The sequence below is a fragment of the Pseudomonas sp. CFBP 8758 genome, from assembly GCF_014841725.1.
Classification (GTDB): Bacteria; Pseudomonadota; Gammaproteobacteria; order Pseudomonadales; family Pseudomonadaceae; genus Aquipseudomonas; species Aquipseudomonas baltica.
Genome location: NZ_JACYUK010000012.1, coordinates 58,560 through 76,295 on the forward strand (window position 1 = coordinate 58,560; position 17,736 = coordinate 76,295).

The 17,736-nt window shown below is 62.2% G+C and carries 5 protein-coding genes and 1 rRNA gene; 3 read left to right on the forward strand and 3 right to left on the reverse strand.

Translation table 11 applies throughout. The features are described 5' to 3' along the window. The first annotated feature begins 372 nt into the window (after positions 1–372). Positions 373–13,371: a retention module-containing protein gene (locus IFT75_RS20635; protein WP_192056549.1), complete on the forward strand. Its 12,999-nt coding sequence runs from the start codon at positions 373–375 to the stop codon at positions 13,369–13,371. A gap of 121 nt (positions 13,372–13,492) precedes the next feature. Beyond that, positions 13,493–13,831: a tryptophan synthase subunit beta gene (locus IFT75_RS20640; protein WP_122480651.1), complete on the forward strand. Its 339-nt coding sequence runs from the start codon at positions 13,493–13,495 to the stop codon at positions 13,829–13,831. A 72-nt stretch (positions 13,832–13,903) separates the two neighbouring features. Here the strand turns inward: IFT75_RS20640 and lapD are convergent, their stop codons facing one another. Together lapD and lapG are read right to left on the reverse strand one after the other, a co-directional pair. Continuing rightward, positions 13,904–15,856, reverse strand: a complete 1,953-nt coding sequence (gene lapD, locus IFT75_RS20645) for a cyclic di-GMP receptor LapD (RefSeq protein ID WP_192056551.1) — start codon at positions 15,854–15,856, stop codon at positions 13,904–13,906. Between the two features lie 11 nt (positions 15,857–15,867). Continuing rightward, a complete protein-coding gene (gene lapG / locus IFT75_RS20650) occupies positions 15,868–16,530 on the reverse strand; it encodes a cysteine protease LapG (RefSeq protein WP_342214391.1) in 663 nt (220 codons plus the stop codon). A 260-nt stretch (positions 16,531–16,790) separates the two neighbouring features. On the opposite strand from lapG, the gene IFT75_RS20655 reads away from it, so the two are divergent. After that, a complete protein-coding gene (locus IFT75_RS20655) occupies positions 16,791–17,483 on the forward strand; it encodes an FCD domain-containing protein (protein WP_192056555.1) in 693 nt (230 codons plus the stop codon). Here the strand turns inward: IFT75_RS20655 and rrf are convergent. Next, a 5S ribosomal RNA gene (rrf, locus tag IFT75_RS20660) occupies positions 17,470–17,582 on the reverse strand. The genes IFT75_RS20655 and rrf overlap by 14 nt on opposite strands. Positions 17,583–17,736 lie beyond the last annotated feature (154 nt).

Below are 17,736 nucleotides of genomic sequence, written 5' to 3' on the forward strand. Positions count from 1 at the left end.
GTGCTACGTGCAGCCTGTGGTCAGGCCAAGTAGCGCGGACATCTCTCGTGTCGTCCCTGCGATATTTCACAAGCGACTTTTTTTGTCACATCCATCTGCAAAAAACGTCAGTCGCAGCCGTCTTGACGTCAACGAACTCACCCTGTTGAAGCGTTTTGCATAGCCGAGAAATATCAATGTGACATTACACAATGGATTGTTTAGGATGGCGCCAAATAGGTCAATACATTGTCAGAAAGTTCATTTCTGCGACTTTTAGACAATTAGTTGGCGTCAATATTACAGCATAAAAATGTACCGAATGCCCGTCGCCGTCTCTGGTGATGTTCAGGCACCGTACCAACGAATGGTCACCCCCGGAGAGTCCCCTACATGAGCAGTGTTGTTGCCATCGTCAAAAGCATTGTTGGCCAAGTGTTCGCAGTATCCCCAGAGGGGATTCGACGTGTGCTCATCGAAGGGGATCGTCTGTTCGCCGGGGAGCAGGTGGTTACCGGCGCGGCGGGTGCCGTTACGCTGGAGCTGGCTGACGGCCGCACCATCGATCTGGGGCGCGAGACGCAATGGAGCGCCAACACCCCGGACTCCAGCACTGATCTGAGCGCGGCCACTGCCCAGGCGGCCCCTTCGGTAGCGGAATTGCAGCAGGCCATCGCGGCCGGCGCTGACCCTACCCAAGACCTCGAAGCCACCGCTGCGGGCCCCGGCGCCAATGACACCGGCGGTGAAGGCGGCGGCAGTCACAGCTTCGTATTGCTCAGTGAAACCGCGGGTGAAGTCGATCCAACCGTGGGCTATCCCACCGAAGGCCCGAACGGCGCTGCAGGTCCGAACGCGCGGGAGATCGTGGGCGATACCAACCCGATCAACGCTGATACCGATGCCGACGGGCCAGTCCTGCGTACCGCTACGCTGACCGTGACCGCGACTACCGCCATCACCGAAGCCGGCGGCGTGATCACCTACACCGCCACCCTGACCCAGGCGCCGTCCAGCGACCTGACCGTCACCTTGTCCAACGGCCAGTCGGTGCTCATCCCCGCAGGCCAGACCACGGGCGCGGTCAACGTCACCGTACCGGACACCAACACGCCGTATATCGACCCGTCGCAGATTTCCGTGGTGGTCACCGGTACCACTGGCGGTGGCGATCTGGTGGTCACTACCGACCCGACCCCAGCCGTTACCCGTGTCGACGACACCATCGACGTCACCACCGTGACCCTGACCGTGGGCAACAACCCGGTCACCGAAGGCACCACCATCACCTACACCGCCGTGCTCACCAACCCGGCACAGACGCCGGTGACCGTGACTCTTTCCAACGGCTCCACCATCACCATCCCGGCAGGCCAGTCCTCGGGGTCGGTCGATGTCGCCGCGCCGGCCAATGACGTCTACAACAACCCGACGACCATCAACACCACGATCACTGGTGCTACCGGCGGCAACTTCGAAAGCCTGGTGCCGAGCACGACGCCTGCGGTGGTCAATATCGTCGACTCGATCGACACGACGACCGTCGTTCTGACCGCTGAGGTCCCTGCGGGCGGCGCCCTGGAAAACGGCACTATCGTCTACACCGCTACCATCGGTGCGCCAGTGACTGGCTCGCCTGTTGTCGTGACCCTGTCGAACAACCAGACCATCACCATTGGTGTGGGCGAAACCAGCGGTTCGGTTTCCTTCCCTCTGGGCAACGATGTCTACAACGGCGCTGACACTGTTTCCACAGCCATTACCGGTGTGACTGGCGGTAACTTCGAACAGCTGACCCCGATCACCACTCCGGTCGTGACCCCAGTGGGCGACAGCATCGACGTCACCAACGTCGTGCTCACCGCTACCGTTCCTGCGGGCGGCGCTCTGGAAAACGGCACCATCGTCTACACCGCCACCGTCGGTGCGCCCGTGACTGGCTCCCCGGTTGTAGTGACTCTGTCGAACAGCCAGATCATCACCATTGCCGTAGGCGAAACCAGCGGCACGGTTTCTTTCCCTCTGGGCAATGACGTCTATAACGGCGCTGACACTGTTTCTACAGCCATCACCGGTGTGACTGGCGGTAACTTCGAACAGCTCACCCCGATCACCACTCCAGTCGTGACGCCAGTGGGCGACAGCATCGACGTGACCAACGTCGTACTGACCGCCACCGTCCCTGCGGGCGGCGCCTTGGAAAACGGCACCATCGTCTACACCGCTACCGTCGGTGCGCCAGTGACTGGCTCCCCGGTTGTAGTGACTCTGTCGAACAGCCAGATCATCACCATTGCCGTAGGCGAAACCAGCGGCACGGTTTCTTTCCCTCTGGGCAATGACGTCTATAACGGCGCTGACACTGTTTCTACAGCCATCACCGGTGTGACTGGCGGTAACTTCGAACAGCTCACCCCGATCACCACTCCAGTGGTGACGCCAGTGGGCGACAGCATCGACGTGACCAACGTCGTGCTGACCGCTACCGTCCCTGCCGGTGGTGCTTTGGAAAACGGCTCCATCCTCTACACCGCTACCGTCGGCGCGCCTGTAACCGGTTCGCCGGTTGTCGTGACCTTGTCGAACAACCAAGTCATCACCATCGCCGTGGGCGAAACCAGCGGCACGGTTTCCTTCGCGCTGGGCAATGACGTCTACAACGGCGCTGACACTGTTTCTACAGCCATCACCGGTGTGACCGGTGGCAACTTCGAACAGCTGACTCCAATCACCACTCCAGTCGTGACGCCAGTCGGCGACAGCATTGATGTGACCAACGTCGTGCTCACCGCTACCGTCCCTGCAGGCGGCGCCCTGGAAAACGGCACCATCGTCTACACCGCTACCGTCGGCGCGCCTGTCACCGGTTCGCCGGTTGTCGTGACCCTGTCGAACAACCAGATCATCACCATCGCCGTGGGCGAAACCAGCGGCACGGTTTCTTTCCCTCTGGGCAACGACGTCTACAACGGCGCTGACACCATCAGCACTGCCATTACTGGCGTGACCGGTGGCAACTTCGAACAGCTGACTCCAATCACCACCCCAGTCGTGACGCCAGTCGGCGACAGCATCGACGTCACCAACGTCGTGCTGACCGCTACCGTTCCTGCAGGCGGCGCCCTGGAAAACGGCACCATCCTCTACACCGCCACCGTCGGCGCGCCTGTCACCGGCGCGCCGGTTGTCGTTACCCTGTCGAACAACCAGACCATCACCATCGGTGTGGGTGAAACCAGCGGCACCGTTTCTTTCCCTCTGGGCAATGACGTTTACAACGGTGCGGACACCATCAGCACTGCCATCACTGGCGTGACTGGCGGCAACTTCGAACAACTGACGCCGATCACCACCCCGGTCGTGACGCCAGTGGGCGACAGCATTGATGTGACCAACGTCGTACTGACCGCAACCGTCCCTGCGGGCGGCGCCCTGGAAAACGGCACCATCCTCTACACCGCCACCGTCGGCGCGCCCGTCACCGGTACGCCGGTTGTCGTTACCCTGTCGAATAACCAGACCATCACCATCGCCGTTGGCGAAACCAGCGGCACGGTTTCCTATGCGCTGGGCAATGACGTCTACATAGGCGCCGACACGATCAGCACCGCGATCACCGGTGTAACCGGCGGCAACTTCGAACAGCTGACCCCGATCACCACGCCAGTCGTAACCCCGGTTGGCGATATCATCGATGTCACCACCATCGGCCTCACCGGCGATGCGTCGGTCACCGAAGGCCAGTCGGCGACCTATACCCTGACATTGAGCAACCCGACCAATGTCGACACGCAGATCACCCTGAACCTGAGCTACGGCGGCACTGCTTCGCGCAGCGACTTCCAAGGTCCGGATACGATCACCGTGACCATCCCGCGCGGCCAGACCAGCGTGCAATTCCAGCTGCCGATCCTCGATGACAGCCTGGTGGAAGGCCGCGAGAACGTCGTGGTGACCATTGCCACGCCGACCGGCGACAACTTCGAAAGCCTGGTGGTCGATCCCCAGGCATCCAGCGTCGACACCACGATCATCGACAACGATGCTCCTGTGGTGGGTGACAACGACGGCGTCCCAGGCAACAAACTGACGGGCACCGAAGACACCGTACTGGCACTGGACTGGGCCTCGTTCAACATCCAGCCGACCGCCAACCCCGGCCTCGACCTGGGCATCAAGTTCACCAGCCTGCCGGCGAACGGCTCGCTGCAGTTCAACGACGGCACGGGCTGGAGAGACCTGACCCAGGCCGATCTGGGCACCACCTTCAGCAAGGCCCAGATCGACACCGGCGCACTGCGTTTTGTCCCGGTAGCCGACGAGTCGGGCAGCGACGCCTACAACAACGGTGGCACGGGCGACCAGCGCAGCGATTACGCCAACTTCACCTTCACCCCGACGGTCGATGCCCTGGTGGGCAAGCCGGGCACCATGGTCATCGACATCAGGCCGGTGGCTGACGTCCCCGTGCTGTCCGTAGCCCAGGGCATCTCCGGCCTGATCAAGTACACCTACACCGACTTGCAGGGCCTGGGCACCAACGGCGAAGGCGCGGATCCTGCGCTGATCAAGTCCACCATCGAAGCGGCCGGCAGCCGTCCGGGCGTGATCATTTCCGATGTGGGCGACGCCAACATCGTGCAGGGCACCGGGACCAAGGTCACCGGCCTGATTTTCCTCGAGGCGGGCAAGGTCTACACCTTCAGCGGCAAGGCCGACGACGGCCTGCTGATCAATGTCGGCGGCAAAGACCTGGACGGCGCTCACTGGGGCGCAGGTATCGACCCAACCTCGGGCGACTACAGCGGCAGCATCACGCCGACCGAAACCGGCTACTACAGCATCGACCTGTACCACTACAACCAGAACGGCCCAGGCTTCTACGGCCTGAACCTCTCGGTCGACCAAGGTCCTGCGACCTCGATCGGCCAGAGCGGCGTGCCGGTCTACAGCGATATCAGCGACATCATCAAGCAGGGTATCGATGTGGTTCCGCACGTCGACGCCAATGGCGATGGCTACTATGCCGGCTACGAACTGAACCACGGCGCCGAAGACACCGCGATCCAGCTGAGCTCCATCGTTGTTTCCTTCGGCGATGTGCGCGACGGCTCCGAGCAGCACGTTCTGCAGATCAGCGGCATTCCGGTCGGTGCAGAACTGCGTGACGCCGCTGGCCACAGCTACACGGCCCAAGCCGGCGGCAACGGCACGGCCAACATCACCGACTGGGATCTGACCACCCTGACGTTCAGCCCACCGACCGATTTCAACGGCACCGTGGCCCTGACCGTCACCGCCATCGCCACCGAAAACGCCGACCCGGCGAACCCGGCGTCGGTCAGCCAGCAATTGAACGTCATTGTGGACCCGGTCACCGACGTGACCAACGTGGTCCTCACTGCCGAAGTTCCAGCAGGCGGCGCTGTCGAGAACGGCACTATCGTCTACACCGCAACCGTCGATTCGCCGGTGACCGGCGCGCCCGTGGTGGTCACCCTGTCCAACAGCCAGGTGATCACCATTGCCGTCGGCGCCACCAGCGGTTCGGTGTCCTATGTCATCGGCAACGATGTGTACAAGGGCGCTGATACCGTCAGCACTGCAATCACCGGTGTGAGCGGCGGCACCTACGAGCAACTGACCCCGAACACCACTCCGGTCGTGACCCCGGTCGGCGACAGCATCGACGTGACCACCATCGGCCTGACCGGCGATGCATCGGCCACCGAAGGCCAGTCGGCCGTCTACACCCTGACCCTGAGCAACCCGACCAACACCGACACCCAGGTGACCCTGAACCTGACCTACGGCGGCAGCGCGACACGTGCCGATTACCAAGGTCAGGACAGCATCACCGTGACCATTCCGAAGGGCCAGACCAGCGTCCAGTTCCAGCTGCCCATCGTCGATGACAGCCTGGTCGAAGGTCGCGAGAACGTCGTGGTCACCATCGCCACGCCAACCGGCGATAACTTCGAAAGCCTGGTGGTCAACCCGCAGGCTGCCAGCGTCAACACCGCCATCATCGACAACGATGCTCCGGTAGTCGGCGACAACGGCGACAACAACGGCGTGGCGGGCAACAAGCTCAGCGGCACCGAAGACACCGCCGTGGCACTGGACTGGGCCTCGTTCAACATCCAGCCAACCGCCAACCCCGGCCTCGACCTGGGCATCAAGTTCACCAGCCTGCCGGTCAACGGTTCGCTGCAACTCAAAAACGACAGTGGCGAGTGGAGAGACCTGACCCAGGCAGATCTGGGCACCACCTTCAGCAAGGCCCAGATCGAAGCAGGCGCACTGCGCTTTGTCCCGGTAGCCGACGAGTCGGGTAGCGATGCCTACAACAACGCCGGCACCGGTGATCAGCGCAGCGACTACGCCAGCTTCACGTTCACCCCGACGGTCGATGCCCTGGTGGGCAAGCCGGGCACCGTCACCATCGACATTGCGCCGGTGGCCGACGCGCCGATCCTCATCCTGACCCCGGGCTACGTCGTTCCGACCGGTCTGATCAAGTACACCTACACCGACCTGCAGGGCCTGGGCACGACCGGCGAAGGCGCCGATCCTGCACAGATCAAATCGACTATCGAAGCAGCGGGCAGCCGTCCAGGCGTGGTCATCGCCGATGTCGGTGACAGCAACATCGTGCAGGGCACCGGGACCAAGATCACCGGCCTGATCTTCCTCGAAGCCGGCAAGACCTACACCTTCAGCGGCAAGGCCGACGACGGCCTGCTGATCAACGTTGGCGGCAAGGACCTGGGCACCGCCCATTGGGGTGCCGGTGTCGACCCAACCTCGGGCGATTTCAGCGGCAGCATCACGCCGGCTGAAACCGGCTACTACAGCCTCGACCTGTACCATCACAACCAGAACGGTCCAGGCTTCTACGACCTGAACCTGTCGGTCGACCAGGGTCCTGCGACCTCGATCGGTCAGAGCGGCGTGCCGCTGTACACCGACATCCCCGACCTGGTGAACCAGGGCATCAACGTCACCTCGCACGTCGACGCCAATGGCGATGGCTACTACGCCGGCTACGAACTGAACCACGGCGCCGAAGACACCGCCATCCAGCTGAGCACCATCAACGTCTCGTTCGGCGATACACGTGACGGCTCCGAACAGCACGTGCTGCAGATCAGCGGTATCCCGGTGGGTGCAGTGCTGCGTGACGGCGCCAACCACAGCTACCTTTCCAACGACGGCGGCACCGGTACAGCCAACATCACTGGCTGGGACCTGAAAACCCTGAGCATCACGCCACCGGCCAACTACAACGGAACTCTGGCCTTGACCGTTACGGCCACTGCCACCGAAAGCGCCGATGTCGCCAATCCAGCGTCGGTCAGCCAGCCGTTGAACGTCATCGTCGACCCGGTCACCGACGTCACCAATGTCGTGCTCACGGCACAAACGCCTGCAGGCGGCGTGCTGGAAAACGGCACCATCGTCTACACCGCGACCGTAGGTGACACCGTGACCGGCACACCGGTCGTCGTGACGCTGTCGAACAACCAGACCATCACCATTCCCGTGGGTCAGACGTCGGGTTCGGTGTCCTACGTGGTTGGCAATGATGTGTACAAAGGCGCCGACTCGATCTCCACCACGATCATTGGCGCCACCGGCGGCACCTACGAGCAACTGACCCCGATCACCACCCCGGTCGTCACCCCGGTCGGCGACAGCATCGACGTGACCACCATCGGCCTGAGCGGCGATGCATCGGCCACCGAAGGCCAGTCGGCCGTCTACACCCTGACGCTGAGCAATCCGACCAACACCGATACCCAGGTGACCCTGAACCTGACTTACGGCGGCAGCGCGACACGTGCCGATTACCAAGGTCAGGACAGCATCACCGTGACCATTCCGAAGGGCCAGACCAGCGTCCAGTTCCAGCTGCCCATCGTCGATGACAGCCTGGTCGAAGGTCGCGAGAACGTCGTGGTCACCATCGCCACGCCAACCGGCGATAACTTCGAAAGCCTGGTGGTCAACCCGCAGGCTGCCAGCGTCAACACCGCCATCATCGACAACGATGCTCCGGTGGTCGGCGACAATGGCGACAACAACGGCGTCGCCGGCAACAAGCTCAGCGGCACCGAAGACACTGCCGTGGCGCTGAACTGGGCCTCGTTCAACATCCAGCCGACCGCCAACCCCGGCCTCGACCTGGGCATCAAGTTCACCAGCCTGCCGGTCAACGGCTCGCTGCAACTCAAAAACGACAGTGGCGAGTGGAGAGACCTGACCCAGGCAGATCTGGGCACCACCTTCAGCAAGGCCCAGATCGAAGCAGGCGCACTGCGTTTTGTACCGGTAGCCGACGAGTCGGGCAGCGATGCCTACAACAACGCCGGCACCGGTGATCAGCGCAGCGACTACGCCAGCTTCACCTTTACGCCAACGGTCGATGCCCTAGTGGGCAAGCCGGGCACCGTCACCATCGACATCGCGCCGGTGGCCGACGCGCCGATCCTCAGCCTGACCCCGGGCTACGTCGTTCCGACCGGGCTGATCAAGTACACCTACACCGACCTGCAGGGCCTGGGCACGACCGGCGAAGGCGCCGATCCCACACAGATCAAATCGACCATCGAGGCAGCAGGCAGCCGTCCAGGCGTGGTCATCGCCGATGTCGGTGACAGCAACATCGTGCAGGGCACCGGGACCAAGGTCACCGGCTTGATCTTCCTCGAAGCCGGCAAGGTCTACACCTTCAGCGGCAAGGCCGACGACGGCCTGCTGATCAACGTTGGCGGCAAGGACTTGGGCACCGCCCATTGGGGTGCCGGTGTCGACCCGACCTCGGGCGATTTCAGCGGCAGCATCACGCCCGCTGAAACCGGCTACTACAGCCTCGACCTGTACCATCACAACCAGAACGGTCCAGGCTTCTACGACCTGAACCTGTCAGTCGACCAGGGTCCTGCGACCTCGATCGGCCAGAGCGGTGTGCCGCTGTACACCGACATTGCCGACCTGGTGAACCAGGGCATCAACGTCACCTCGCACGTCGACGCCAATGGCGACGGTTACTACGCCGGCTACGAACTGAACCACGGCGCCGAAAACACTGCGATCCAGTTGAGCACCATCAACGTGACTTTCGGCGACACCGCCGATAAATCCGAGCAGCATGTGCTGCAGATCAGCGGTATCCCGGAGGGCGCGGTGCTGCGCGACGGTGCCAACCATAGCTATGTTTCCGAAGCCGGTGGCAACGGCACGGCCGATATCACCCAGTGGGATCTGAAGACCCTCACCATCACGCCACCGACCGACTTCATCGGCACTCTGGCCCTGACGGTCAAGGCCATCGCCACCGAGAACGCTGACCTGGCTAACCCTGCGTCGGTCAGCCAGCCGCTCAACGTCATCGTCGACGCCGTGAACACCGCACCAGTGGTGGTCATGGACGGGCAGGTAGTCTTCAACGAAGGCTCGGCAGAATCGGTCAACCTGGTCTCGGGCTTGAGCATCAGCGACAAGGACAACAGCGCCGGCGATCAACTGCAGGGTGCGAAGATCGTCATCCAGAACACCATGGCCGGTGACACCCTGAGCTCGGCGTTCGAAACCGGTAATGGCACCACTGCCCAGGGCATTGGCTACAAGGTCGGTGGCGTTGCGAGCGATGGCACCATGACCATCACCCTGGAAGGCATGGCCAGCCGTGCCGCGTATCAGGAGCTGATCAACTCGATCAAGTTCCAGGCGACCGGCGAGCATCCGGAAAGCACCGTGCGCCAGGTGTCGGTCGAAGTGACCGACACTGGCGTGCAGAGCAATGGCGTGAACGGCGCGACTTCGGTGGTGGCCAACAGCATGCTGGCAGTCAAGCCAGCGGTGGTCGTGACCCTGTCCGCCGAACCGCAGGCAGTCGAAGGCGGTGTGATCAAATACACCGCGACCCTGACCGACCTGCACGGCAATACCGTCAACGCCCTGGAAACCGTCCGGGTCGACATCGGCAATGGCGACAGCATCAGCATTGCCAAAGGTGCCTCGGCAAGCGCCATCACGGTCGCTGCGCCGCTGGATGACGTCTATAAGGATGCCGACTCGGTCAGCCGCACTATCCAAAATGTGACCGGTGGCGGCGACGTCACGCTGGTCCCAGGCACCACGCCGGTCAATGTGCTGGTAAACGACACCATCGACGCGACCAAGGTCACCTTGAACGCCACCTCGGCGGTCAACGACGGCGGCGTGATCACGTACACCGCCACCCTCGACCATGCCGCCGACAAGGCATTGAAACTGGTACTGTCGAACGGCCAGACCATCGACATCGCTGCCAATGCCAAGCAAGGCTTCGTCAACTACACGGTGGGCAACGATGCATCGCGCGCCGGTATCCTGACCGTTGCCATTGCCGGCATCGCCAGCGCTGCCGACGGCAAGCTGATCGACGGCAACTTCGAAAACCTGCAGTACAAGGATGCCTCAGCCAGCACCACCGTGACCGGTCCACAGACCACCATTGGTATCACGGGTGCCGAGCGGATCATCGAAGGTCAGTCGGCGATCTACACCCTGACCCTGAGCAACGAAACCAAGAGCCAGGTCACCGTCACCCTGAACTACTCGGGCAAGGCCGCCAACGGCGCCGACTTCCAGGGTCAGACCACCGTGGTCATCGACGCCGACAAGTCCTCCGCGACCTTCCCCATCAGCGCCCTGAGCGATCAACTGCGCGAAGGCACCGAACAGCTGGTGGTGACCATCGACTCGGTCACCGGTGGCAACTTCCAGAGCCTGACCACAGATCCGGCCCACGCCAGTGTCGCCATCAACATCATCGACAACAACTTGGTGGTCGATACCGCCACGGTCGATGAAGGCGTCACACTGAACGGCAACGTGCTGACCAATGATCGCGACGGCGACAACAGCCTGACCGTGGCCAAGTTCAGCATCGGCGGCACCAGCTACGCGATGGACGCCAGCGGCCATGCCTCGGCGCCGGTCACCGCAACCGTCGGCAACCAGTCGGTAACGGTCGGCAACCTGACCATCGCCAGCGATGGCAGCTACACCTACACCCCGATCAAGGCCTACGAAAACTGGAGCGGCAGCCTGCCGACGGTCACCTACACAACCGACACCGGTGCCGTGAGCACCTTGAACGTCACCGTGGCGCCCGTCAGCGATACCCCGCTGCTCAGCGTTGCCAGCCCGACCACCTGGTCGCTGGCAGCCGATGCCAACACCGTTACCAGCGCTCAGGTCAGCCAACTGGGCGAGGCATGGAAAACCAACAACGCCGGCAACTACATCGAGGTCAATCCGTACAGCGTCTACAACGGCACGGCCAGCACCACCAAGGTCATCGAACTGGAAGGCCGCGAAAGCGATGCCAGCGACCTCTACACCGTCGTTTCCAACGCCAAGGCCGGTTCCCTGTACACGCTGGACTTCGACTACTCGCCACGTAAAGGCCATGAAGGCGATTCCGACATCAAGGTCATGTGGGGCGACAAGGTCGTGGCCGTGATCAACGGCACCACACCGGGCATGGTGCATTACAGCCTGCAATTGCCGGTGGACAGCACGGCGAGCAAGACCTTGACCTTCGCTTCGGTGGACAAGAACTCGTTCGGCGGCCTGCTGGACAACATTACGCTGGCCACCACCAGCAACACCGGCGTGGCCGGCAAGGCAATCGCGCTGTCAGCGATCTCTTCGGAACTGGTCGACCGTGACGGCTCCGAAACCCTGACCACAACGATCTCCAACATCCAGGCCGGTGCCACCCTCAGCGACGGTACCCACAGCTTCACGGCGAGCAGCACTGCCCAGACGGCGGATGTCAGCAACTGGAACCTGGCTGCCTTGACGCTCACCACCGCAGCCAACGCCCCGGTCGGCGACATCAACCTGAAGGTCAATGCCACTGCCAAGGACGGCAGTGCCGAGGCCGCATCGGCTGCCGAGCAAACGCTGACCGTGCACGTCGTGGCGACCCAGCAGAGCTACAGTGTGATCACCGGCAACGCCGGCACCGAAACGCTGGACGGCACCACCGGCCGCGACATCATCGTCGGCGACGTGACCCCGACCCAGACCCAGAACGGCGCCAGCTACAACATCGCCTACATCCTGGATCGCTCGGGCAGCATGAAGGACACCCTGGCCAGTGCGAAGGACTCGGTCGCCAACGCAATCCAGCAGCTCTCGCAGAACCTGGGCGGCGGCACGGTCAAGGTGACCATCGTCGACTTTGGCACCGACTCCAAGCAAGGCGCCACGCTGACGCTGACGCCGAACATGTCGGTGGATGCCATCAAGGCAGGCCTGGGCCTCAATGCGATCACGGCAACCGGTGGCACCAACTACGAATCGGCGTTCTTCAAGGCGGCGACCTGGTTCAACGGTACCGAGGCCACCAGCAACACTGGCGCGGTGAAGCTCAGCTACCTGATCACCGATGGCGAACCGAACTACTACCTCGACGCTGCCGGTAATCGCCAGGGCAATGGCTCTACCACCACCAGCGCCGTCATCGATGGCTCCGCCGAAGGCTTTGCGGCCTTGGCCAAGGTGTCGACCGTGGAAGCCATCGGTGTTGGCAACAACGCCAACAGCGCCACCGTGGCGACCTTGCAGAAGTTCGACAGCGATGGCGAAGTACAAAGCAAGATCGACGTCGCCAATATCGCCGCGGCACTGAAAAACAGCCTCATTACCGCCGGTGGCGACACCATCAACGGCGGCGAGGGTCACGACATCCTGTTCGGCGACACCATCTCCTTCACCAAGGCAGGCGTCACCACCGAGGGCACGACGGCGCTGAGCGAGTACGTGAAGTCGGTCACCAACACCAGCTCCGTTACCTCCGAGCAGGTGCATGACTACATCACCAAGCACGCCAGTGAGTTCAACGTCGGCGCTGCAAGCTCAGACGGCCAGGCCGGTCTGTTCACCGTCGCCAAGGGGGGCAACGACTTCCTCAACGGCGGTGATGGCAACGACATCATCTACGGCCAGCGCGGTGACGACACCCTTCGCGGCGGCGCCGGCAACGATGTACTGTTTGGCGGCGCCGGCAAGGATACGTTCGTGTGGAAGACCGGTGACGTAGGTACCGACACCATCAAGGACTTCAGCCATGCCGAGGGCGACAAGCTTGATCTGTCCGACCTGTTGCCATCGGACGCCGAGACCAACCTGGCGAACTACCTGAAGCTGAGCACCGACACGGCCGGCAACTCGACCCTGCAGATCAGCACCAAGGGCGGCATGACCTCGGCTTCGGCCACGGTCACGCCAGACGTCACCATCAAGGTCGACAATGCGCACTGGGGCAGCGGCACCGATGCCATCAAGTCGCTGATTTCCGGTGGCGACCTGCTGGTCAAGCACCACGACTGATGCAGTCGGCGGCCGGCCCAGCAAGTCGGCCGCCAGCGGCATCCACTGGTTCTGAATCCGTGTAATCTCTGCCGAGACTGCCCTGCAGTCTCGGCAGGTTTTTTTCGATGGGAGCGCTTCGATGTTCTACGTGCAACGCGATCGACAAGGTGCATTGGTCCGCGTGGAAGCGGCAGCCTTTGCCGAGGCCACAGAAACCCTGCCTGCCGATCATCATGAGATACAGGCGTGGTACGCCAACGATGTGGTCGAAACCAGCCTGAAACAGCTCAAGCAGAGCGATCTGGACATGATTCGGGTACTCGATGACCTGATCCAGGTACTGACCAGCAAAGGCATCATCCGTGTGACCGATCTACCGGCAGCGGCCCAGGCCAAGCTCAAGGATCGTTCCAGCGCACGGGTGGCGCTTGGCGGCTTGAATCAATTGATCAACGACGACGAAACCGGCTTGATCTGAAGCCTGCGTCCCCTCCACCACCGCGCCGGCAACGGCACGGTCCGAAGGCAGGCGAAGGCACGCGCAACAGCCCTAGCCAAGCTTCCAGGGCTGCGGCTCGCCCACCAGCTGTCCTTGGACGCCGGCAATACCCATCTCGCGAATCACCTGCAATTCCCCTTCCGTCTCGACCCGCTCGGCAATCAGCGGCAAGTCGATACTGTGCGCTGCCCGCTGAATGGCTTCGATGAACAGACGCTTGTGGCTTTCCTCGTTGATCGCGCGAATGTAGCTGCCGTCGATCTTCAGGTAGCCAAGGCCCAGGTGGGCCAGGTTGCCGATCATGCTGAAACGCCCGCCAAAACGCTGCAGGCTCAGGCTGTAGCCCAGGCTGCGCAAACGCCGCGTGAGCTGCTCGAGCACGTTCTGCTCGGGAATCTGCTCCTCGCCTATCTCCAGGGTAAGGCGCGGGCCCAGAGCAGGATGCTGCGCCAGTCTGTCGAACAAACCCTCCAGCGCCTGGGGATCGTTCAAAGTGGCCGCCGACAGGTTCAAGGCGAGTGTGGCATCGTGCTTGCGCAGATGCTCCAGGACCAGCTCCAGCATCAGCCGATCCAGTCGCGCCGACCAGCCGAAGCGTTCCAGCCAAGGCAGGAATCGCCCAGCAGCGACCGCCTGGCCCTGCTCGTCGATCAGCCGCGACAGCACCTTGTGATGCAGCACGCGCGTGGTATCCACGCTGCTCACCACCGGCTGGAAGTACAACTGGAAGCGGCCTTTGGCCAAGGCCTCGTCGAGCAGCATGTGCCAGGCGTGGTGATCGTTCTCCACGGTCGCCAGCGCCATGTGCTCCAGACACACCCAATTGCACTCGCCAGCACCCTCGGCTTGCGCCAGGGCCTCGTCCGCCAGCTTGAGCAATGCCTGGGGGTCGTCACCGGGGGTGTACGGCGCCAGCCCCAGGTGAGCCACCGGCAGCAGATCGGTAGCGCCGGTCTGCGCCAGACTGCGCAGGTTCGCGTCGAGCTCCTGAGCGAGCTGCTGCGCCTCTTCGCGCACCATGCCCGGTGCCAGTATGGAAAACTCCCCACCCCGGCTGCGGGTGATCAGGTTGTGCGTCTCAGGGTGGCGCGCACAGGTGCGCAGCAACTGCTGCCCCACCGCCTGCAGTAACTGATCGGTTCGCTGTCCGCCCAGGCGCTGGTTGAGGCCCGCAAGGTCGTTGATGCGCAACAGCACCAGATAGCCTGCACTGGCTTCCTCAAGATTGCTGACACGGGTGTGCAGCTGCATCTCGAAATAGCGTCGGTTGGCCAGGCCCGTCAGACTGTCCTGGTACGACTCGATACGCAGCCGTTCGCTGCGCACGGTCTGCTCGTGGAACAGTGCCTTGAGTTTTTCCACCATCTGGTTCATCGCCTGCACCACCCGGCGCAGCTCGGGAGTGCGTGGCAGATCCGGCAGGCTGAGGAATTCCCTGCGCGCAATGGCGTGCGACTGCTCGACCATGTAGTCCAGAGGCTTCAGCTGGCGCCGCAACAGCAGTGCGCCCAGCGCGGCACTGACCGCGCCGCACAGCAACAACCAGCCCAGGCTGCCCAACGCGCCCTGCCACAGCTTGGCCACGGCAAACATCGGGTGGCTGACCACCTCGACCCGGGCTGCCTGCTCCCAACCGCGGCTGACGATCGCGTCACCGCCGGCCGGCGCCAGGTTGATCATCTTGACGAACCAGGCCGGCACGCCGCTGCCGTCCGGCTCGGCCGCACGTTCGACGATGACACTGTCGTCCGCCAGGTTGACCACGCGAATACTGGCGTAATAGCCGCTGTCGAAGATCGAGCTGACCATCAGTTCGACCATTGCCGGGTCATCGATATTGGGCGTGAGCGACAACGCCAGCGCCGTGGCCGCATCCTGGGCATGGGAGCGCAGCTGGTTGACGTACTGAGTGCGCGAACTTTCCAGGCTGACCATGAAGCTGCCAGTGAAAGCCACCACCAGAAACAGGCATATCGCGATCAACAGTTGTTTGAACAGAGACATCGTTGCTCCACTTAATTATCCAGACTCGCCGGAAAGCCTTCTGCGGTCATTTTCTTCAGTACGTCCTGCCAACGCGACAGGCGCTTGGTATCCCCTACCTTCTTGTTGCCACCAGCGCCGGTGAGCCACAACCCCTCACCGTTGAAGGCGTAGACCGGCAGCAGGTCCTGGCGCTGGCTGGCAGGCAGAATTGGGTCCATCAGACTGTCCAGCACCAAGGGCATGGCCGTCGGTGTGGCGTAATAGGTGAGTACCATGTGCGCACGGTTCTGTCGCAATGCCTTGACGTAAGTGATGCGCAGCTTGTCCGCCGCGACACCCAGGTGGCGCAGGCTGAAGTACTTGGCGATCGCGTAGTCCTCGCAGTCGCCGGCACCCTTGAGCAGCGACTGCACCGGCGTGGCCCAATAGTCGACTTCGCGCCACAGATCGAGATCTTCTCGATACCGCAGTTGATGATTGAAGAACTGATTCACCACTTCCAGCTGCTCGCCGTCGCTGAGCGGCTTCTGGGTTGCCAACAACCGTTGCCACGCATCAATGCGCTGCGCACCTTCACCTAGAGGCCCATACAGCGCCTCGGCACGGCGACTGATCTGATTGAAGTCCCAGTCGGCGCGAAGCCCGCCCAGCAACGTGCCTGCCAAGGCAAAGGCGATCGCGAGACAGCGCACCGTCTGTAGGTACTTCAGCCGTGTAACCAACGTGTTCGATCCGCCAGGGAGGCAATTCAGCCCACCATGGTGCGGGGGCGCATGACAAAAAACAATGGCACGATGAAATCACTTTCTCATGACCCTGTGCAGCCTGTTCGTCGCTTCGGCACTGCACTTCGTCTGGCTATCGGCTTGGCTGGGACGTTATTCAAACCTGCCATCTTTCAATGTGTAACTGCTTACGTCAGGATGGCGCAAATTGACTGAGGCTGTTTGGCGTGACTGAAAAATCCACTGTGCTGGCCAGTATCCTGGGCAGTGAACAGGTGCCCGCGCACTTGGCACGCTCGGTGATCGAAGAAAGGATTCGCGCAGCGATCTACGACGGGCGCCTGCCCTGTGGCATGGCCATCCGGCAGCAAGAACTCGCCACATTGTTCGGCGTCAGTCGAATGCCCGTGCGCGAAGCCCTGCGTCAACTCGAAGCACAAGGCCTGCTGAAAGTCGTGCATCACAAGGGCGCGGTGGTAGCCCCACTGATCAACCACGATTCCGTGGAAACCTACGCCCTGCGCATGCTTCTGGAGTGCGAAGCCTTGCGCCTGTCGGTGCCCCTGCTGGAAGAGCCTGATTTCGCCTTCGCCCAGGACTGCATCGAGCGCCTGGAACGGACCTCGGACTACGTCGAGATCAGTCGTCTCAACCGGGCCTTCCACTGGACGCTATACGCACAGGCCGGTAACCGCCGGTTGTTGAACCTGATAGATGAAGGGCTGATCGAGGAAGAGCGGTTCCTGCGCTTCAATCTGGAAGCCATGGGGTTGCGCAACATGGCTCAGGACGATCACCGCAACCTGTTGCAGGCTGCAAGACAGCGCGATGCAGTACGGGCTGTCGAGTTGCTGCGAGAGCACCTACAGCGCGGCGTGGACGCCATCCAGCGCTACCTGAACCAACGCGCGACAACTTGAGATACAGGCTGCACTAAGGNCACTACCATCGGCGATGCATCGTTTCACTGCTGAGTTCGGGATGGGATCAGGTGGTTCCAATGCTCTATGGTCGTCAAGAAATTCCGTGTGCCGGGTTGGCTTAGCCAACCTCAGCGAAATATTGGGACTTCTACTTATAGACAAAACCCCTACCTGCCTGCGCAGATAGGGGTTTCGGAATTGAATCTTGACGATGACCTACTCTCACATGGGGAAACCCCACACTACCATC

What these genes read in the sequence shown, in the direction of transcription:
- IFT75_RS20635 (WP_192056549.1), top strand. Translation starts at nt 373, where the DNA reads ATGAGCAGTGTTGTTGCCATCGTCAAAAGCATTGTTGGCCAAGTGTTC.
- lapD (WP_192056551.1), bottom strand. Translation starts at nt 15,856, where the DNA reads ATGTCTCTGTTCAAACAACTGTTGATCGCGATATGCCTGTTTCTGGTG.
- IFT75_RS20640 (WP_122480651.1), top strand. Translation starts at nt 13,493, where the DNA reads ATGTTCTACGTGCAACGCGATCGACAAGGTGCATTGGTCCGCGTGGAA.